The sequence below is a fragment of the Flavobacterium sp. MMS24-S5 genome, assembly GCF_050320125.1.
In the GTDB taxonomy this organism is placed as follows: domain Bacteria; phylum Bacteroidota; class Bacteroidia; order Flavobacteriales; family Flavobacteriaceae; genus Flavobacterium; species Flavobacterium tyrosinilyticum.
This window is the reverse complement of the sequence record NZ_CP190016.1, coordinates 4,451,332-4,473,752: the sequence shown is the minus strand read 5'-3', so window position 1 is coordinate 4,473,752 and position 22,421 is coordinate 4,451,332. Positions and strand designations below refer to the sequence as shown.

The following is a 22,421-nucleotide window of genomic DNA, read 5'->3' as shown; positions in this document are numbered from 1 at the left end:
TTTTTCCAAATCATTTTAAAAATATCACAGCAATTTAAGTCAAAAAAAACGATTCGCACAATTTTATGTGCTCGAGAACATAAATTTTGTGTGTTCGAGCACATTTTTTGTGTTTTTTCTTGTTTTATAAAAATATAATCTCTAGTTTCGTCAGAGATTAATCTTAAAACTAAGTTAATTATGTAAAAATTAGGGTGATTTTTAACCTTTAAAAAAGAAGAAAATAGAACTAAACAAGCCGTGTTTAGCGCAAAAGCAAAAACTCTTATTCGCATAGAAAACAATTTAATCAACACGTAACTAAAAAAACAAAATGAATTCCACGATCAAAAAAGAAATCTAAAACCTACAAACAAGAAAAAAACAATTAAACATTAACCAAAACCAATTTAAAGTATGAAATTATTAACCCAAAAAAAGCCAAGAGATTTTCGGATTAACAATTTATCCCGCAAAGAAATCGGAATAACGGTTCTCTCGTTATTAGTTTTTACATTTCAAGCTTCTGCAGCTCCTTCTATAAATACTTCAGATAAAAACAAAACAGCGCTGTATTTTGAAAAAACAATAAAAGGTACTGTAACAGATCAGAACGGTTTACCTCTTCCAGGGGCAAATGTTGTGGTTAAGGGAACTACAAAAGGTGTTCAGACGGATGTTGACGGAACTTTTGCCATTACAGTTCCAGACAATGCTACAAAATTGGTGATTACTTTCATCGGTATGGAAGATCAAGAAGTTAGTATTGGAAGCGCTCCTCTAAAAATTGTCATGAAAGAAGCAGGACAAAAACTAGAAGAAGTAGTAATTGGATACGGAAAATCTAAGAAAAAAGACCTTACAGGTTCTGTGAGTTCGCTTAGCAAAGACAATTTAAACTTAGGCGGAACGGTTGCAAACGTTGGACAAGCTCTTCAAGGACGTGCTTCTGGAGTGCAGGTTCAGCAAAATAGTTATGCGCCTGGAACAAATCCGTCAGTAATAATTAGAGGTGGAAACTCAATCAATACTTCGAATGCTCCGTTATATGTTGTTGACGGATTCATTACTAGCACCGGAGGTTCAATTAGTCCAAACGATATTGAAAACATTCAGATTCTTAAAGATGCGGCTTCTACAGCAATTTATGGTGCTCGTGGAGGAAATGGGGTAATTTTGATTACTACTAAAAAAGGAAAAGCTGGAAAAATGAATGTTGAGGCCGAGATTTCTGATGGTTTTCAAAACATCATAAAAGAGCCTTCTTTATTGACTGGGCAGCAATATGCCGATTATCAGAATGCTCTTAATGCTGAAAACGGACGACCGCCACTTTTCCCTTCAAGTTTTCCTGTTGCCAATACGAATTGGTTTGACGCTGCAACTCGTCCTGGAGAAGTGCTTAACAGAACGCTTACTTTTAGCGGAAGCGACCAAACTTCAAAATTCTTTCTTTCTGGAAACTATTTAAAACAAACTGGAGCCATCGTAAACACTGATTTTGAAAGATACAGTGTGAGAATGGGTGCAGAAAAGAAATTCAACGATAAGCTAAACATGGGAATGAATGCTTATGGCGCTGTTGCTGAAGGAAATAATAGTGATTTTGGTGATAATATCTTATCTCCAATGTTCTCTATCCAGACCGCTCCTCCAGCTATTCCAATATACAATGCTGATGGTTCGTACTATAAATTTCAAGGAAAAGACAATGCATTAGCACTTTTACTTGAGCCAACAGATCATACAATCAATAGATTGGTAAACGGAAACATGTTTTTGGATTACCAGATCATTAAAGGTTTAACGTATCATTTTGGTGCTGGCGCAGAATGGCAAGAAAATATTCAAGGAAAATATACTCCTAGTACTTTAGTAGCGGGAGCTGCATTAAAAGGTTCTGGTTCTGAAGAAAATAAAACATATTTCAGATGGAGTACAGAACAGTATTTGACATATAAATTTGATATCAAAGAAGTACATTCTATAACAGCTATGATTGGTACTTCGAACCAAAAAGATACTTATGAAAGAGTAAGAGCGGCTGGCACAGGTTTCTCTAGCGATTTATTGACTTATTACAATCTTCAAGGAGCTTCAGTGTATCTAAAGCCTGAAACAGAAAAAACAGAAACAAAATTGACATCTTATTTTGGAAGGTTAAATTATGCGTTCAACGATAAATACTTAGCCACTTTTACGATTAGAAAAGACGGTTCTTCTCGTTTTGGGCCAAACAACAGATTTGGTATTTTCCCTTCTGGAGCCGTTGCCTGGAAAATCTCTAACGAATCCTTTATGCAAAACGTAAAAGCAATTTCCGAACTTAAATTGAGAGCGAGTTATGGTATTACAGGTAGTGATGGTATTGGAGACTACTCTTATATGAGCCGTTTATCTTCTTGGGGTGTAACTATTGCACCAGATGAATTTGTTGCAGGAACAGAACCAGCCAACTTAGCTAACCCAAATCTAAAATGGGAAGAAACAGCTCAGACTGATATCGGTTTAGATTTAGGTTTATTTAATGACAAACTTTCAATTACATTCGATTATTACAAAAAAAGAACGACAGATGCTCTTTTAAATGTTCCTGTTGGAGGATGGTGGGGATTTGGCACTCAGAGAGTTAACGCAGGAGTTATTGATAACCAAGGTATTGAGCTAGGAATAAGCACTACAAACTTTAGAACAGATAAATTTACTTGGACTACCTCATTAAACGTAGCATACAATAAACAAGAAGTAGTATCTCTAGCAGATAACGTAAAAATTATTAGTACAAACACTTCAAACCCAAGCGGAACAGTTTCTGGTCAAGAATTTACAAGATTGGAGCCTGGAAAAGAAATGGGAGTTTTATTTGGATACAAATATGCAGGAGTTATCAAAACAGGAGAAACTTATGCCCCTCAGCCATTATCTGCTCCTGGAGATCCTAAATATGTAGACGTTGATGGTGATGGACAAATTACAGCAAAAGACAGAACCTATTTAGGAAATACTATTCCTCATTATGTTGCAGGTTTCAATAACGATTTTAAGTATAGAAATTTCGATATGAATATCTTTTTCCAAGGCGCTTTTGACTATTCAGTTTACAATATGACTAAAATGGTTGGTGAGTCTTCTACAAGCACAGATGCACTAAACCGCTGGGTCGCTGGACAAAACGAAAACACCGATATTCCTAGAGATGGTTATTACAAAAGCACTTACGGAAGTTATGTGAATTCTAAATTTGTTGAAGAAGCTTCTTACTTACGTTTGAAAAATGTTTCTATCGGATATACAATTCCTGAAAGTGCATTAAAAACGGTGAAATTTATTGATAACATCAGATTATATGCAATCGGACAAAATTTATTGACGATTACAAATTATTCTGGAAATGATCCTGAGGTAAACGGACACTCTACGAACAATTTAGGTGGTGGAATCGACTTTAACTCATTCCCAGCTTCAAGAACTTTTATACTTGGAATTAAAGTAGCAATTCACTAGTCTAAAATGCTTTATAGTAACATTAAATTGATTAAAATGAAAAAATATACAATCTTATTACTTTTACTTACCGCCGGGACACAATTTTCGTGTAACCAAGATTTGGATCCTACGGTATACAGCAGTTTGACTAATACCAATGGGTATCAGACAAAATCGGATGCTATTGCGGCTATCAATTCCATTTATGGAAGATTAAAAGGAACCTTCTGTAGGCGATAACTTCTCATATTGGGCTACAAGACACTTTGCTCTAACAGATATTGCGACAGATTTAGGACACTGCCAATTTGGAGGAGATCCAGGACAACTATCATTAGGAACTTGGAATTCTGCAAACGGTCTTCTAAAAGAAGATTGGAACGCTATGTACAAATTGATTGCCAATGCTAATAATGCGATTTTCAACATTACACCAATGAGTGGTATTACAGCTGCAGAAAAAGCTCAATTTATTGCAGAAGCTAAATTCTTAAGATGTTCTGCTTACATGGATTTGACAGATTCTTGGGAGCCAGTAATTTTGATTACTGAAGCTAATCTAGGAAACCCTGGGTATTTAGATCAAACTCCGCCATCTTCTGTAGAAGAAATTGATGCTTTCATGATTAAAGAATTGACTGAAGCTGCCGATGTTCTTCCTCTTAATTACAAAAACAATGAAATTTATGGCACAAATGATGTGGGTCGCGCTACAAAAGGTGCAGCTCTTACGCTTTTGGCTAAATTATACTTAAGAAGCCACGACTGGCAAAAAGTAGCAACGCTAACCAAACAAGTAATGGATTTAAACGAATACCAGCTTTATCCTTCTTACTTAGGTTTGTTTAAAGAAAGTAACAAATGGTGCAGCGAAAACATCTTCTCTTCTTTGAGTGACGCCAACACAAACGGAACAGAATTATTAAACCACTTTGGTCCTGTTGATCATCCTGTTGTTCAAAACAGATGGCAATATTATACTGTAAACTGGGATTTCTACAACACTTTTGGTGACGAAGATGAAAGAAAACAATGCTTCTTCCCAGAATTTATGGGTACAGATGGTCTTCTTCATAAACAAGCGCCTTCATTGGGAGCTCAACCACCAGCTGGGGAATTCTACATGCAAGACGTTTCTACAAAAAAATATGCTGACGACGAAACCACTACTTATTATGATGGTCATAGTGTAAATATTCTTCGTTATGCTGATGTTTTATTGAGCAGAGCTGAAGCATTAAACGAAATCAGCGGACCAACTCAAGAAGCGATAGATCTTATCAACCAAGTAAAAGGAAGATCGCATGCAAAACTTCTAGTTTTATCAGATCATACGCAGACTAGTTTGAGAGATGCTATTTTACAAGAAAGAGGTTGGGAACTTTTCTACGAAGGAAAACGCCGTTCAGATTTAATCAGAATGAACAAATATGATGTTTTGGTAAATGCATACCATCTTAGAGTTGGTGAGGCCGCTTTAATCAAAATGCCGCAAAACAAATATTACACCTATCCGCAGAGTCAGGTAGACCTTAATCCGAACTTAAGCAACGCCGACAGACAATAAAGAATATCTAAATCAAGAACAGACAGTTAAATGTCTGTCTGTTCTTGAATTTTTATAACAATAAAAGTACTTTTCTGTTTCACAAAAGAAGCTTTTCAGATGATCAAAAAATTAATACAAAAAGGAAGTTTTATTTTAGTTCTGCTTGCATTGGCAAGTTGTTCTAACAACCAAATTATTTCCAATATCAATATTGGCACTCATGGCAACAACGAATTGAAAATTCAGATCGATGTTACTACGAATGACCAAGCTCAGGTATATGCAGAATATTGGTCGGACAAAAAAGGAACTCAAAGTAAAATCACCTCTCCTATTTCAAAATCAGGTCTTAAACATTCGCTGGTACTTTGCAACATAACTCCTGAAACCAATTATAGTTTTCAATTAATAACGGTTCAAAACGGTAATAAACAAACCAGTAAAGTTTATACTTTCAAATCTAGAAAACTTCCAGAATGGCTACAAAAACAATTTAAAGCCAATTGCCCGAAACCAGAATTACTACCAGAAAATTTCAAAAAAGGTTTTCTGCTTTTAGCCAAAAGAGAAACTCCAGGAACGGCCTATATTGTAGATTACAAAGGAAATTTAAGATGGTATCATACGCTTGAAGGAACTGGATTTAAAGTTACGCATTTTACAAAAGAACAAACGATTCTTTCCATTTTGGGAACAAATGATGAACCAACAAGTTATGGAAGTGAAATCCTAGAAATTAATCTTCAAGGCGATACTTTAACCCACATCAAAAAAGGGCAAGGCGATTTGAAGCAGGTTCTTCATCACGAAATCATCAAAAAATCGGCTGATGAAATTGTCGCCTTAACTGTCGAGCAAAAAATAATCGATTTGACTTCTATTGGAGGTAAAAAACAAGATACCATCAACGGAGACGGAATTTTAATCTTAAATAAAAAAGGAAAACAGCTTTGGAAATGGAGCGTTTTTGATGATTTAGATCCGTTTAAAGATAAAGATTTACTAAAAACCAAAAAGGATTGGACGCATGCCAACAGTTTGAGCTACGATACAGATGGAAACTTTTTAATTTCTTTCTATAACAATGGTCAGATTTGGAAAATCAATTCTAAAACAGGAAAAGTAATCTGGAAATTAGGAAAAGGCGGCACAATGAAAATGGCTCCAGACACCAATTTCTCTCAGGCGCATGCTGCGCATATCGACCAAGAAGGCAGTTTATTGTTTTTTGACAATGGAGTCGACATCAAACAATCTTCTGTTTTTGCCTTAAAAGTGGACGAAAAAAATAATGATGTAAAACTTGATTTTCATATCAAATTACCAAAAGATGTATACAACGATAGAATGGGAAGTGCTTATATGATCAATAAAGACCTCTTTTTGGTATGTTGCTCTAAAAGACATATTACCGTTTTAACCAATAAAAAAGGTGTTTTGTTATGGGCTTTAGAATCTGAAATTCCGCCTTATAGAGCCATCTTTATTCCAGAAGAAAAACTGAAACCTTTTCTTTTGAATTAAAAAGATATTTTCCTGCAAGGTTTTTAAAACCTTGTAGGTATAAGTAAATTAGAATAAATACCTAACAGGTTTTTAAAACCTGTTAGGATAAAAATAATAGACATGAAAAAAACAATTCTTATCGGACTTTTTTCAGCATTATCAATCGCTGTTTTCAATTCCTGTACCAAAAGCAATTCTCAGACTTTAGCTTCAAATACAATCGAAGAAGGAGAAGAAGATGAAGGTTACATCACAATTGATACTTCTCAAATTCCTGATGATCAATTTGGAGAATCGGTTCGTTACGGAAGAGAATTAATGATGAAAACCGCTTATTACATTGGCCTAAACGGAAAAAACGGACAATATTTAGGCAATAAAATGAACTGCACCAATTGTCATCAAGATGCGGGAACAAAACCTCATGCATTCAATTTAATGTCTTCACATGACAATTATCCACAATATCGCGGGCGCGAAAATAAGGTGCTTACACTAGCAGAAAGAGTTAATAACTGCATTATGCGCCCGCATTCTGGAAAACCGCTTCCGCTAGATAGCAAAGAAATGGTAGCCTTTTTATCTTATTTTAAATGGATTAGCAAATTTGTACCAAAAGATGGTAATTTTAAAGGAGCTAAAAATTTAGAAATCGAATTCCCGGATGTTGCCGCAAGTCCAGAAAGAGGAAAAGTTTTATTTGCCGAAAACTGCGCAAGATGTCACGGAAATAATGGTGAAGGAGTTTATAATGCTGATAAATCTGGCTACACTTATCCTCCTCTTTGGGGACAATATGGTTATCAGCCTGGCTCAAGCATGCACCGCGTAATCAAACAGGCGCAATGGTTAAAAAGCAACATGCCTTATGATAAAGTACAGCTTGGAAAACCGTACCTTACAGACAAACAAGCGCTTGATATTGCTGCTTATGTAAATGACGATTCCCAACATTCAAGACCAAACCCAAAAACATTGGATTATCCAAATAAAATGGGCAAGCCTATTGATTATGCACATAGCCCTTTCAATGATAATTTCTCTGAAGAACAGCATAAATACGGTCCTTATAAACCTATTATCGCTTACTGGAAAAAACAAGGATGGAAAGCCGTTTACTAAACTCAAAATATACTATTTAACCTGATTATACAATACAATGAAACTAAACCTAAACAACACAACGCTTTTAAGCAGAATACTGATAATGTGTTTTATTACGATCAGCATTCCTCTAACTGCACAAATTAAATATTCAGACGGAAATGACAGCTGGAATCCGAATCAATTAGGGAATCACCGCGCTGTAGTTGCTTTTTCTGGTTCAGGAAATGTTGCTAAAACAACGATCGAATGGCGAAGAAGAGACACAAATCCAGAACTTAAAAAAATTATCGTTCAGGATGCATCTGGAAAAGATATTCAGAATATAAAAACCGAAAACATCAATAGAGAAAACGGTACTATTTACTTCGAACCAATTTCTGGAAAAGGAACATACTACGTGTATTACATGCCTTATGTTGATGAAGGAACTGCAAATTATCCAAAAGGAATTTATCAGAAACCTGAAGACAAAGCCGATGCAAAATGGCTTTCTAATGTAAAAGCAAACTTAAAAGACAATGCGGCTGTAACAGAAATTCAGAGCGTGAATGCTTTCAATAGTTTTTATCCAATGGAAGTAATTGCGACAGCTGCTGAAACTTCGGCTCTTCTTGCAAAAAACAACGGAAATTCTTTCTTAGTTTTCCCAGAAGACAGAGAACATTCTATCAAATTAAAATCAGATCTGCCACAAAGATGGATTCAGAAAGGCGTTCAAAACAGCTTTTCTGATACGGCAATGAAAGGTGAATATTTAGCTTTTCAGTTGGGAGTTTACGCTCTTGAAGATTTAAAAAATGTAAAAGTATCTTTCACCAATTTAGTAAGCACAACTGGAGCAACAATTGAAGCGAAAGACATCAACTGCATCAATACTGACGGAACTAGATATGATGGTACTCCTTTTGCAAATACGGTTTCAGTTTCAAAAGGAAAAATTCAAGCAATGTGGTGCGGTATTGATGTTCCGCAAACAGCTGCTGCTGGAACTTACAACGGAAAGGCAACTGTAATTGCTGACGGAAAATCAAAAGAAATCAGCCTTCAAATTACCGTTTCTAATCAAGTAACAAAAAACGGAGGTATCGACAGTCCAGAAAAAATGACTCGTCTAAAATGGTTAAACTCAACATTAGCTCAGGAAAATACCGTTATTGCTCCTTATACTCCATTAGTCGTAAACAATTCTGAAATTGCTTTATTAGGAAGAAAACTGGTTTTAGCTCCAAACGGATTCCCGGGACAAATTCAGACTTTCTTTACTCCAGAAATGACTTCTGTAACAGCAAAAGCAAATGATGTTTTAAGCGCTCCAATCGATTTTCATTTTGTTGACGCTTCTGGAAAAGAAGTACAATGGAAAAACAGCGGTGTAAAATTCACTAAAAAAGAAGCTGGAATAGTTTCTTGGGAAAACACTTCGACTTCAAAATCGGTTCAAATGGATGTAAACGCTTCTGTTGAATTTGACGGTTTTGTACATTATATCGTGAAAGTTACAGCTCTTGAAGACGTTACCTTTAATGATATTAATTTCCAAATGTCAATGCAGCCAGCATCTGCAAAATACATGATGGGATTAGGTCAAAAAGGTGGCGATCGTCCTGCAACTTTCGATTGGAAATGGGATGTAGCACATAAAAACCAAGACGGCGCTTGGATTGGTGCTGTAAATTCTGGATTGCAGTTTTCTTTGAGAGATGAAAAATATAGCCGCCCTTTAAATACTAATTTCTATTTGCAAAAACCTTTATTACTTCCTACTTCATGGGGTAACGAAAATAAGGGCGGTATTACCATTACGCCAAACCAAAAATCGGTTGTAGTAAATGCTTACAGTGGTGCTAGAACAATGAAAAAAGGCGATGTTTTGTATTATAATTTCAACTTATTGATTACGCCTTTCCATACGATTAATACCGATTTTCAATGGGATACAAAGTTTTACCACAAATACAGCCCAATCGATTCTATTGCTAAAACTGGCGCAACGGTAATCAATATTCACCATGCAAACGCAATCAATCCATATATCAATTATCCTTTTATCGAATTTAAAAAGATGAAAACATATATCGATGAAGCGCATGAAAAAGGATTAAAAGTAAAAATCTACAATACGGTTAGAGAGGTTTCTAACAAAGCTTATGAGACTTTCGCTCTTAGAAGTTTAGGTCACGAAATCTATTCACCAGGAAAAGGTGGCGGATTCTCTTGGTTACAAGAACACGTTGGCGATGATTATATCGCAGCTTGGTTTGTTCCTGAAATTAAAGATGCTGCAATCGTAAACAGCGGTATGAACCGTTGGCATAATTATTATGTTGAAGGAATGAATTGGCTGACTCAAAACGTTGGCATTGACGGAATTTATCTAGATGACGTTGCCTTTGACAGAATCACTATGAAACGTATTAAAAGAGTTTTGACTAAAGATGGTCATCCTGGAATTATCGATTTGCATAGCGCGAATCAATACAACAAAAGCGACGGATTTAATAACAGTGCCAATTTATATATGGAGCACTTTCCGTACATCAATAAATTATGGTTTGGAGAATATTTCGATTACGAAAAAAATCAGCCTGACTTTTTCTTGACTGAGGTAAGCGGAATTCCGTTTGGATTAATGGGAGAAATGCTTCAGGATGGAGGAAACCCTTGGAGAGGAATGGTTTACGGGATGACAAACAGATTGCCTTGGAGCGACGGTGCTGACCCAAGAAACATCTGGAAAGTATGGGATTCTTTCGGAATTAAAGGTTCTGAAATGATTGGATATTGGAGCGAAAACTGTCCTGTAAAAACAAACAACGACAAAGTTCTAGCAACAGTTTACAAAAAGAACGGAACGGCTTTAATTTCAATCGCAAGCTGGGCAGATGCAGATGTAAATGTGAAACTAAATATTGACTGGAAAAAACTAGGAATCAATCCTGCAAAAGCAACTATTAGTGCTCCAGAAGTTACCAATTTCCAGCCTGCAAAAACATTCACAACAAAAGACGAAATAACTGTTCCTAAAGGAAAAGGATGGTTATTGATTGTGAAGTAAATACAACTAAAATTTAATGCCACAGATTACAGAGATTAACACATATTAATTTGTATTACGCATAGATTAAAAAAATCCTTTTAATCTGTGTAATCTGTGGCAAAACCAAATAACCACAAATAACCAAGCTCTCCATCATGAAATTTAGACCATTACTATCCTTTTTACTCCTTGGAAGCCTTTTTGTCACAGCACAAAACAAACCCACTATAAAAGAATACAAAAAAGTATTTACCACATATCCGTTCTCAAATCCTGATCCGATTCCGAAACCAGATACCAAGTTTTATCCGTATTTCCGTTTTGACGGTTTTACCGATAAACCCGTTCAGAAAGAATGGAAAGTGATCGAAATTGAAAACGATTATATCAAACTGATGATTCTGCCAGAGATTGGCGGAAAAGTTTGGTCGGCTATAGAAAAATCTACAGGAAAAGACATTGTGTACAATAATCATGTGGTAAAATTTAGAGACATTGCCATGCGCGAGCCGTGGACAAGCGGAGGTGTTGAAGGCAATTACGGAATTATCGGCCACACGCCAAACTGCGCCACTCCTGTCGATTACAAAATCATAAACCGAGAAGACGGAAGCATCAGCTGTGTAATTGGGGTTTTAGATTTATTGACAAGAACTTCTTGGAAATTAGACATCAATCTGCCAAAAGACAAAGCTTATTTTACTACAAATTCGTTTTGGTCAAATACAACCGAATTCGAACAGCCTTATTACACTTGGATGAATACGGGCATAAAAGCAGCCGAAAATCTGCAATTTATTTATCCAGGACAAACTTATATTGGTCATAACGGAGATTACCATCCATGGCCAATTGACAAAGAAAATGGCAAAGATTTGTCATTCTACAAAAACAACAATTTTGGCGGTTACAAATCCTATCACGTATTCGGGAAATATGATGATTTCTTTGGCGGATATTATCATGACGAAGATTTCGGAATGGGAAGATATGGCAATCATGATGATAAACCGGGCAAAAAAATCTGGATTTGGGGATTGTCTCAGCAAGGAATGATCTGGGAAAAATTATTAACAGATACTGACGGACAATATGTAGAAGTGCAAAGCGGAAGATTGTTTAATCAAGCGAGCGAAGGCAGTAACCTTACACCTTTCAAACAACGTTCATTTGCGCCTTATCAGACTGATACCTGGACAGAATATTGGTTTCCTGTAAAACACACAAAAGGTTTTGTTAAAGCCAATAATTATGGCTCTGTCAATATTAAAAACGAAAATGGCTGGCTGAAAATCTATTTTTCTCCTCTTCAAAAATTAAATGAAAAAATTGAGGTTTTTGAAAACGATAAAAAAGTGTATTCTAAAGATATTGCTTTGAATACCATGCAAACTTTTAAAGATTCAATTCAGGTAAAAGTTGATTCTAATAAATTGAAATTTGTTTTAGGTGAAAATAAACTCGTTTGGAATTCTGCTCCAGAAGATGGAAATATCAATCGTCCTGTAGAAATACCTAAAGATTTTGATCATAATTCGGTTTATGGATTGTATTTGCAGGGGAAAAATTACATCAGTTTTAAAGATTATGTACTTGCCGAAGAAAAATTAAATGCCTGTTTAAAATTAGATGCTAACTACGCTCCTGCTCTTTCTGCATTGGCTTCTTTACAAATCAGAAAATTAGATTACAAAGCAGCTGTAAATTCAGCAAGCAAAGCTTTATCAATAGACACTTACGATCCTGCGGGTAATTATTTTTATGCTTTGGCTAATTTCCATTTAGGAAATAATACCGATGCAAAAGATGGTTTTGATATTGCTGCTGCAAGCGTTGAATTTAGAATTCCTGCTTATACTGCTTTAAGCAAAATTTATTTGGCCGAAAACGATTTGCCAAAAGCGGTTGAATATGCTGAAAAAAGCTTAATCTACAATCAATACAATGTTGAAGGTTTACAGGTTTTAGCAGTTTTATATCGTCTTCAAAATAATTCTGATAAAGCAAATTTGGTTTTAAAAACCATTACAAAACTAGATCCGCTGAATCATTTTGCTGATTTTGAAAAATACCTTTTGAACAATTCAAACGATTCAAAAAATGCTTTTACTGCTGCCATTCAAAACGAAATGCCAGAACAGACTTTTCTTGAATTAGGAATCTGGTACAATAATTTAAGCCGAAAAGAAGAAGCTTTAAAAGTGTTTTCTATTGCAGAACCAAGTGCTGAAATTATCTATTGGAAAGCCTTTTTAGAAAACAAACCGGTTGATGTAAGCAAAATCAAACCAGGAACTAGTTTCCCTTTTAGAAATGAAACTGCTGAAATTCTAAAATCTTTAATTAAAACAAACGATCAATACCAATTAAAATATCATTTGGGTTTAATTGAATGGAATCGTAACAGCATCTCAGAAGCTAAAAGATTGTTTTCAGAATGCGGTTCAAAACCAAATGATCCTGCTTTTTATGGCGCAAAAGCTTCTTTATTCAAAGACGATGCTACAATCGCTTTGACAAGTCTTCAACAAGCTATAAAATTAGATCCGCAAGGCTGGAGATACCATAAAATGCTGGCAGAACATTATATCGCTCAAAAACAATTTGATAAAGCGCTTACAACAGCTGAATCTTTCTATAAAAAGCATCAAGACAATTATTTGATTGGAATGCTTTACGCTAAAACTTTATTGCTAAACAAAAAATACCGTGAAGCCGATTCGTTTTTAACCAAATTGCAAATCCTTCCGTTTGAAGGTGCAACAGCAGGAAGACAATTGTATCATGAAGCTAAGTTGATGCAAGCTTTAGCAGAAATCAAAAACAAGCAGTACAAAAAAGCATTACAATTTATTGCCGATGCCAAACTATTTCCAGAGAATTTAGGCGTTGGAAAACCGTATGACGAAAACATAGATGAAAGACTAGAAAACTGGCTGGATTATCAATGTTACAACAGTCTTGGAAATAAAGAAATGGCTTCTAAATCATTAGATAAAATCGTTGCTTTCCGTCCTGTAGTGGATAATACGGTTATGAACTTCCTTCCGGCAAACAACCTTGTTTCGGCGTGGGCTATCGAAAAAACATCTTCTTCACAAGAGGCCGAAAAATGGATTAAAACGCAGGCAGATTTATATCCTACAAATAAAATTGTGCAGTGGACTTTATTGTCTTACACCAAAAAACCATCGAATGTTTTGAGTGAAGATGAAAAAGACGGTGAAGTTAGAATTATCGAAAAATTGTAAAGAACTTTCAAAAACAATAAAATGAAAAACCATTTTTTAAAATATACTTTTTTGGGTCTTGTCGTTTTGATGAGTCCAAAAATTGAGGCGCAAAACAAAGCTGAAAAGGTTGACGAATTATCCATTTACCGCGCTACTCCATTAAAAACACACGATTTAATTCATACCAAACTGGAAGTTTCATTCGATTACGGAAAACGTTATTTGTACGGAAAAGAATGGATTACTTTAAAACCTCATTTCTACGAAACAGATTCACTTAAGCTAGATGCAAAAGGAATGGATTTCAAAGAAATTGCTATTATTGATGGTAAAAAAAGCATTCCGTTGCAATACAAATATGATAACGAAGAGCTTTCAATTGCTTTAAATAGAAAATATAAACGAACTGAAAAGTATACGATTTTCATTAATTACACTGCAAAACCAGCAGAACTGAAAAGTAAAGCTGGCGAATCGATTACCAATTCAAACGGATTGTATTTTATTAATCCTGACGGAAAAGGTGACAAACCAACACAAATATGGACGCAAGGTGAAACGGAAGCTTCTTCTTGCTGGTTCCCAACAATCGATAAACCAAATCAGAAAACAACTTCTGAAATTGCGATGACTGTTGAGGCAAAATATACGACACTTTCAAACGGTAAATTGGCTTCTCAAAAAGTAAATAAAGACGGAACAAGAACGGATATCTGGAAGATGGAACAGCCAAATGCGCCTTATTTGTTTATGATGGCCGTTGGTGATTTTAAAATTTATAAAGATTCATATAACGGTAAAGAAGTCAGCTATTATTTAGAGCCAAAATATGCGCCGTATGCCAAACAAATTTTTTATAAAACTCCAGATATGATGAATTTTTACAGCAAAATGCTTGGCGTAGAATATCCTTGGGCGAAATATTCTCAAATTGTGGTAAAAGACTATTTTGGAGGTGCAATGGAAAATACTTCTGCAACCGTTCATGGTGAATATGTACAAAAAACAGAACGAGAATTATTAGATGATAATCAAGAAAGTACCATTGCTCACGAACTTTTTCACCAATGGTTTGGCGATTATGTAACGGCTGAGTCTTGGTCAAACTTAACCATGAATGAATCGTTTGCCACTTTTGGAGAAGTGCTTTGGCATGGGCATGATGCCGGACAAGATGGTGAAGACAGATCACGTTATGAAAAACTGCAGAATTATCTACGCTCTCAAAAAAATGGTGACAGTCCTATTTTAGCACGTTTTCATTACAGAAACGCAGACGATATGTTTGATAATATCAGCTATTCTAAAGGTTCGATTATTTTGTATGCCATGAAAAACCAAATGGGTGACGAAGCCTTTTTTAAAGGACTAAATCATTATCTGACAACAAACGCTTATAAATCTGGCGAACCGCATCAACTGCGTTTGTCTATGGAAGAAGTGACTGGAAAAGACTGGCAACCTTATTTTGAACAATGGTATTATAATGCTGGAAGTCCGATTCTGGATGTAAACTACAAATATGCTAACGGAAAAGTTATTATTACGATAAATCAATCTCAGGATAGTTCGGTGCAAACCTTTACACTGCCTTTAAAAGTTGATTTTTACGTAAACGGAACTAAAATCAGAAAGGATATTTTAATTAATAAAAAACAACAAACATTCACTTTTGATCTTCCTTCAAAACCTGAATTTATAGACTTAGATCCAGATAAAATCTTAGTTGGCGAAGTGAATGTTGATAAAAAAACGGCTGCTGATTATCTTTTTCAATATAAAAATGCACCATCGTATTATAACCGAATTGAAGCTATAAAATTTGCTTCAAAAGACAGAAGTCAGGAATCACAACTTATTTTATTGGACGGTTTAAAAGATCCTCAAGAAGATTTAAGAGTGTTGAGCATCAAAGCAATTGATTTAAATGAAATACAAACCAAAGATCAGGTTTTAAAATCACTGCTTGATATTGCCAAAAACGACAAAAAGACCATTGCCAGAGCAAATGCTATTGTAAAATTGGCTTCTACTGGAGATACTTCTTATAAAACGTTAATGGAAGAAAGCATTAAAGAACAATCATACAACGTAATTGCCGCCGGATTAGCAGGATTAACAAAATATGCACCAGCCGAAGCAGATAAGGCATTGGCTTCATTAGATGACGATACCCAAAAACATGTAACGCCATTAATAAAAAGATTTAGTAGTCAAAAATAATTATAAAAGTCCTTGGATTGTTTTGTTTTTGAAAACCTCTCTAATTTGGTTCATTAGAGAGGTTATTTTTAGAATTACCAGCTATAAAAGATTCAATTTAACACATAGAAACATAGATTTTTGTTGCTTCTATTTAAGATTAGAGAAAAAGCAAGCTTTAACACATAGCTCTATGTGCATTAAAATTAGTGAAACGCCTTTTTTTAGTTTGCAATGACTATGTTTCTATGTGTTAAAAATCACATCCAACTAATTAAAATAAATGCCCTAAAAGCATTTTTTGAACACCAAATTACCAACTTATGAAAACTACCTTTTTTAAACCTCTAATCATCCTTTTTCTTTTGTTCGGATGGACAATTGCAACCGCACAAATGATTAAGACCAAAACTCCTGCGCGTGCAAAAGGACAGCAAGATGTATTGAGAATGGCAGCAGATCCGATTCCGACCGTTCGTGTTGCTTTTATCGGACTTGGAATGCGCGGTCCTGGCGCCGTTGAACGTATGACACATATTCCGGGTGTAGAAATTGTAGCGTTGTGCGATATGACTCAGGAAAATACAGCAAAATCAAATGAAATTCTAACCAAAGCAGGTTTTCCAAAAGCGCAGGAATTTTATGGCGATGAAAATGCTTGGAGAAAAGTAACGGCTTTGCCAAACGTAGATTTAGTTTATGTAGCTACAGACTGGCTTCATCATGCTTCTATCGGAGTTCAAGCCATGAAAGACGGAAAACACGTTGCGATTGAAGTTCCTGGCGCTTTAACCATGAAAGAAATCTGGGAATTGATTGATACTTCAGAAAAAACGAGAAAGCACTGTATGCAATTGGAAAACTGCGTTTATGATTTCTTCGAACTGACTACTTTAAACATGGCTCAGCAAGGCCTTTTTGGAGAAATTCTTCATGCTGAAGGTTCGTATATTCACGGTTTACAGCCTTTTTGGGGAGAATACTGGAATAACTGGAGAATGGATTACAATATCAAACACCGCGGCGATGTTTATGCGACACACGGTATGGGGCCTGCGTGTCAGGCACTAAATATTCATCGCGGTGACAAAATGAATTTCTTGGTTTCAATGGATACAAAAGCCGTCGGAAATCCTGCTTACATCAAAGAAAAATCAGGAAAAGAAATTAAAGATTTTAGAAACGGTGATCATACCATGACGATGATTCGTACCGAAAACGGAAAAACGATCCAAATTCAGCACGATGTGACTTCTCCTCGTCCCTACAGCAGAATGTATCAATTGAGTGGTACAAAAGGTTTTGCTAACAAATATCCATTAGAAGGTTATGCTTTGGATGGAAAAGAATTAGGTGATGATGTAAAACCAAATCACGAAAAATTAAGTGCTCATTCTTTTGTTCCTGAAGAAGTGAAAAAAGCATTAATGGAAAAATACAAACATCCAATTGCAAAAGGAATCGAAGAACAAGCCAAAAAAGTCGGCGGTCACGGCGGAATGGATTTTATAATGGATTATCGTTTAATTCACTGTCTGCAAAAAGGACTTCCGTTGGATATGGACGTGTACGATTTAGCCGAATGGTCTTGCCTTCGTTGCATTAACCGAAATTTCATTAGACCATAATTCCGCTCCCGTTGAAATTCCAGATTTTACGCGTGGAGGCTGGAATAAACTTAAAAAATTAGAGTTTTCAGAATAAATATATTGGTTAGTTAAAGAGCGACAAGAGGGCAAAGTAGATGTTGCTCTCTTGTTCCATTTTTACACCATTCATAAAACAAAAAAGCCACCTGATTTTCTCAGATGGCTTCTTTTATTTTTAATAAAAATTAATTCCAGTTGAAAGTAATTCTCTTTTCTATTTCACTGCTTAAACTTAGAAATACTGGGCAAGTCATTGCAGCACGTTCCAAAATCGTTTTGCTTTTTTCATCAGCATTACTTTTCATTTGAAATACAATTTCGATTGCTCCAATTCTTCTTGGTTCAGCATTCATAATCTTAGTTACTTCAGCTGTAGAACCAACAAAATCTACTTCCAAATCACGGGCTTTAATTCCCATAATGGTCATCATGCAGCTTGCTAATGCGTTTGCTACAGTATCTGTTGGAGAAAATGCCTCTCCTTTTCCGTTATTATCTACTGGCGCGTCAGAAATGATTTCGCTTCCTGATTGCACGTGAATTGAACTTGTTCTTAAATCTCCTAAATAGGTTACTTTTGATGTCATTAATTTGCTACTTTTAAAGTTAAGTCACTATCATAATATAAGATGTAAACACCTTTATTAGCGTGTCCGCCATCTTCTTTTCTATAATATTGAAATTTATTGTCTACTTGCTGAGTCGTCATCAAATCAGCTGTTTCTTGAAATGTTTTTCCTTGAGATAAACGCATCATCGTGTCAAAAGTTACATCAAATCCTCTAGTTGCATAAGTTGTTGGATTTGCTTTGTTTTTCAAACGAAATTGTTTTTCATAAATTAAAACTGGCTGTTCGTCACTTTCGCGCGTTACAGAAGGATACATTAATTTCAATTTTATCAAATTATCAAAACTAATTTCATCTGTATCCAATGTGCTGTTTGGCTCTAAAATCACCAATTGAACCTGACATGTTTTCTGAGAATCAAGCAATGCTTTAATCGTAGCTTTAACCATCGCTGTATTACCGGTTTCCATCACAACATAATTCATTCGATTTGGCATCAACAAGCTTTTTAAATTAGCCACATCCAAACCACCTGTTTCGGTTAAAGTTGAAAATGCAACTCCTTTTTGGTTTTGTCTGATGTAATTAATAACCGATTCCTTTTTCTTATCTACTACCGCTACAATATTCCCGTTTTTAGAACGCATATAATCAAAAACCGAATTTCTAATTACATCACTTGAAGGTACGGTTTGGTATAAATTATCTATCGGATTTGCACTATCTTTTGATAAAGGAGAAATTACCGGAACGTCATACGAACGCAGCATGTTTGCTGTCGTTTCTGCGTTACTTTGGTAAAATGGTCCAATTACAGCATCTGCATCTTGAAGTTTCGGAGTTAAACCTACAACATTAGAAGTTGTTTTAGTTTCCTGAGAATCGTAAATAGCAACATCAATTGGAAGCTTTAATGTTTTTGCAGAATCAATCGCCATCATAGCTCCAGCATAAAAATCTAAAGTCATGTTTAAAAACTTGTCGTTTTTAATTCTGTTAGCTGTTCCAGAAGTATCGCTTTGTACTTTAGCCAAATTAAAAGGAAGCAATAAAACTACTTTTTTACGCTCGTTAAGACCTTTCTTTTTGGTCAATTCAACAATTTCCACGTTTTCGTTTTCAGTCGATTTTACTTTATCGACAATTTTAATTCCACCGCCAGTATTTTCAACTGGTTTATACACTGAAGAATCAGCAGGTTTATCTGGCACTTGTGCAGCAACAATTGGTGCTGGAGCCACATATCCTGTTGGAACTTTCAAAACCATTCCTTCTTTTACACCTTCAGAAAGTGACGGATTCAATGCCACTAGTTCTTCTTGCGACAGATGAAAAACCCTTCCTAAACTATAAAAAGTTTCCTTTGGTTTAACCTGATATTCCATATAAGTCACTGCTTTTTTAGAAGTTTCAGCAGGCTTTTTACTTTCTACAGCTTTTGCCGTTTCTACTGGAGCAGCTTCTGTTTTTGGAGCTGTTCCTTTTATCGTCAATCTGTAACCAACTGGCAAGCTGTTCACAATATCTGGATTGCGTTTTTCCAATTCGTCAACCGTAATATTATACTGTTTTGCAATACCAAATTTTGTTTCTTTTGGCTGAACATCATGATAAACATATTTTTCAGCACCTTTTTCTTTAGCAGGTTTTGCTGCCACTGCTTTTGGAGCAGATCCTTTTGCTGGAATAACTAACTTTTGTCCGATTTGAACACCAGTTTTTTCCAAAAACGGATTTGCAGCTTTTAAAGCTTCATCTGAAATTCCGTATTTTTTCTCGATACTATAAAAAGTTTCCTTTGGTTGCACTTCATGGATAATCTCTTTTCCTGAAGCCACTACAGCTTTAGTTTCAGAAACTTCTTTTTTTGCTTCTCCTGTTTTTGTCGGAATCAACAGCACAGAATTTGGCACCAATCCCGTTCTTGCATCTGGATTGAGCTGATAGATATCATAAGGCGTTACCTTAAATTTTTGTGCAATCTGATTAATCGTCTCACCGCTCGATACTTTATACTTCACCACTTTTTCTTGCGAAAATACGCTGGAAGTCATAAAAAATACGAGAGACAATACTGTTAAATAATATTTCATAATAAGGCTTAAAACAATTTAATTTCTAATTCTAAAATAAGTTACAATTTTACTAAAAGCAAAATTCGCGCCGTTTGCTTTATCGCTGTAAAAATTACCTTAAATCGATTTCTACTTTAGCAATAATGATTTCTTTATATAACTCATCTTCTTCTTTTTTCTTGCATTTATAAAGCACTTCTTCCATGTTTTCGAACTTATCGGCGTAAACATAATATGAAAGGCTGTTAATGTTGAAAAAGAAGCTAGCGTTAAATTCGCCAGAATCAATGAGTTTCATAATGAGCTTATCTCGGTCAACTGCGTCTGTAAATATACCTAAAACTAAGTAATACCCGTTTGAAACTTCTTTAAGATTATCATAAACTTCAACTTTTACAGTTTTGTCAGGTCTTAAGGGATTGTCTTTCAATTCTTGTTTCATTTCTTGCAATGAAATTGTTTTTGAATTTTCTCCTGCACCATTTTCCTTCTGTTTCTTAACCGCTTCATCCTGATATTTTTTCAATTTGATCAAAGCCAATTTATCATCAAATTTTCGAGCTTCCATACTATAATAAGAGGCTTTACTGATGTGTCTTTTAACCTCAATTTTTTTCTGAGTGTCCAAAGAATCTATTTTAGCAATTAAAAGCTGATTTTTTTCATCTCCTTTTTCCTGCTCGATTTTATAACGTTTAATTTCTTCTAAAGACAAACGCTGCTGTAAAGGTTCTGTATTGGATTTTTTCTCGCTTTCGCGGATTTTCTTCTTGTATTCCTGATTTTCCTCAACTGCGATTTTCTCTACTTTATTCATCAAACCAGCGTAGGCTTTTCGGTTTTCGGCCAGTTCCTTTTTCAATTGAGACGATAATTCATTCGTTTTATTGATTCCTTCAGAAGATTGTTTTTCCAATCTTTTAGATTCTTCAACATTCAAAATATCCATTCTCTTCAATTCTTTCAAATCATTATTCATTGAAGTGACAAGCGAATCTAACTTGGCCATTAAAATATCCTGAACATTCTTATTAGCTTCTAAAACCAATCGGAGTTTTTCAACTGAGTTTTCTTTAGAACCATTCATATCGTTCAAATTCACTTTCAGATCATTAATTTTTATAATTTTCTGATTCATCTCTTTCTGAACCACAAGACGGTCTTTTAAATCCTCTATTTCGACTGTTTTAGCTTTTGTTTTTTCAACCACAACTTGTTTTTCGGCCAAAGCCAACATCAATTCTTCACTTTCGTTTGATGGTTTTATGGCTGCAGTATTGATGGCTAATTTGTTTCCAACAATTAATCCGTTTACGATTTCAGGATTTTGAGATTCTAATTGATCAATTGAAATTCCGTATTTCTTAGCAATCGAAAACTTGGTTTCTTTTGGCTCTACAACATGAAAAATGGTTTCTTGATTAATTACGCGAACTCTCCCATCCAAAGTTTTTCTTTTGTTCGGAATTGAAATCGTTTGACCAATTTGCAATCCATTAATCAAAATGTCTTTATTTAAATTTTCTAAATCTTGAACCGAAACATTGTATTGTCTCGCAATGCTGAATAAAGATTCTTTAGCCACAACTTGATGCGTAGTTTTTGAAGAAACACCAACTTCTGATTTAGTTGCACTATCTAAATTTTGGGGAATTATTAATTCTTGACCAATTTGGAGTCCGCTGGCCAGAATTTCTGAATTGGCATTCTGAATGGCTTCAACTGAAACATGATATTGTTTTGACAAACCAAACAATGTTTCTTTGGGTGCAACAATATGGGTTTGCTGCTTTGAAGTTGTATTTTGTAAGGAGTGAACTGGAATCTTTATAATCTGATTATCCTTGATTCCGTTTTGCGATTCGGGGTTGAGTTTGTAAATCTCGTCTACAGAAACCTTGTATTTTTGGGCAATGAAAAAAGCGGTTTCTCCTTTTTGAATTCTGTGTTCAATTATTGCATCTTGTGCAGTTATTTTGTTAAAAGACAAAACAAACACAAGAGAAATCGTTAAAAGTTCTCTCATAAA

General features: G+C 35.2%; 11 protein-coding genes and 1 pseudogene. 9 read left to right on the top strand and 3 right to left on the bottom strand.

The annotated features are described in order from the left end of the window. Nucleotides 1–396 precede the first annotated feature (396 nt). The 9 genes and pseudogenes from ACPWTF_RS20535 (at nt 397) to ACPWTF_RS20495 (ending at nt 17,803) form a co-directional block, all read left to right on the top strand. Nucleotides 397–3,483 (top strand): SusC/RagA family TonB-linked outer membrane protein, encoded by a 3,087-nt coding sequence (locus ACPWTF_RS20535; protein WP_427872757.1) that lies wholly within the window; start codon nt 397–399, stop codon nt 3,481–3,483. Between the two features lie 36 nt (nt 3,484–3,519). Further along, nucleotides 3,520–3,705: a hypothetical protein gene (locus ACPWTF_RS20530; protein ID WP_427872755.1), complete on the top strand. Its 186-nt coding sequence runs from the start codon at nt 3,520–3,522 to the stop codon at nt 3,703–3,705. A gap of 145 nt (nt 3,706–3,850) precedes the next feature. Further along, the gene (locus ACPWTF_RS20525; RefSeq protein ID WP_427872753.1) at nt 3,851–5,032 is read left to right on the top strand and encodes a RagB/SusD family nutrient uptake outer membrane protein; all 1,182 of its coding nucleotides are present in this window, start codon (nt 3,851–3,853) and stop codon (nt 5,030–5,032) included. A 99-nt stretch (nt 5,033–5,131) separates the two neighbouring features. Continuing rightward, nucleotides 5,132–6,538 (top strand): aryl-sulfate sulfotransferase, encoded by a 1,407-nt coding sequence (locus ACPWTF_RS20520; protein WP_427872752.1) that lies wholly within the window; start codon nt 5,132–5,134, stop codon nt 6,536–6,538. Nucleotides 6,539–6,640: 102 nt separating this feature from the next. Then, nucleotides 6,641–7,642, top strand: coding sequence for a c-type cytochrome (locus ACPWTF_RS20515; protein WP_427872750.1), 1,002 nt, complete (start codon nt 6,641–6,643; stop codon nt 7,640–7,642). 37 nt (nt 7,643–7,679) lie between these two features. Next, nucleotides 7,680–10,682: a glycoside hydrolase domain-containing protein gene (locus ACPWTF_RS20510; protein ID WP_427872748.1), complete on the top strand. Its 3,003-nt coding sequence runs from the start codon at nt 7,680–7,682 to the stop codon at nt 10,680–10,682. A 137-nt stretch (nt 10,683–10,819) separates the two neighbouring features. Further along, complete coding sequence (locus ACPWTF_RS20505; protein ID WP_427872746.1) at nt 10,820–13,915, top strand: DUF5107 domain-containing protein; 3,096 nt, start codon at nt 10,820–10,822, stop codon at nt 13,913–13,915. Nucleotides 13,916–13,936: 21 nt separating this feature from the next. Beyond that, on the top strand, nt 13,937–16,120 hold the full coding sequence (locus ACPWTF_RS20500) for a M1 family metallopeptidase (RefSeq protein ID WP_427872745.1): 2,184 nt from the start codon (nt 13,937–13,939) through the stop codon (nt 16,118–16,120). A gap of 302 nt (nt 16,121–16,422) precedes the next feature. Further along, nucleotides 16,423–17,803 (top strand): annotated as a pseudogene (locus ACPWTF_RS20495) (Gfo/Idh/MocA family protein). Nucleotides 17,804–17,933: 130 nt separating this feature from the next. On the opposite strand, the gene ACPWTF_RS20490 reads toward ACPWTF_RS20495, so the two are convergent. The 3 genes from ACPWTF_RS20490 to ACPWTF_RS20480 all read right to left on the bottom strand — a co-directional run bounded on the left by ACPWTF_RS20490 (nt 17,934) and on the right by ACPWTF_RS20480 (nt 22,418). Further along, complete coding sequence (locus ACPWTF_RS20490) at nt 17,934–18,335, bottom strand: OsmC family protein (RefSeq protein WP_427872743.1); 402 nt, start codon at nt 18,333–18,335, stop codon at nt 17,934–17,936. After that, nucleotides 18,335–20,410 (bottom strand): PBP1 and LysM peptidoglycan-binding domain-containing protein, encoded by a 2,076-nt coding sequence (locus tag ACPWTF_RS20485; RefSeq protein ID WP_427872742.1) that lies wholly within the window; start codon nt 20,408–20,410, stop codon nt 18,335–18,337. The genes ACPWTF_RS20490 and ACPWTF_RS20485 overlap by 1 nt, the downstream gene beginning before the upstream one ends. A gap of 94 nt (nt 20,411–20,504) precedes the next feature. Continuing rightward, nucleotides 20,505–22,418: a LysM peptidoglycan-binding domain-containing protein gene (locus tag ACPWTF_RS20480; RefSeq protein ID WP_427872740.1), complete on the bottom strand. Its 1,914-nt coding sequence runs from the start codon at nt 22,416–22,418 to the stop codon at nt 20,505–20,507. Between the last annotated feature and the right edge of the window lie 3 nt (nt 22,419–22,421).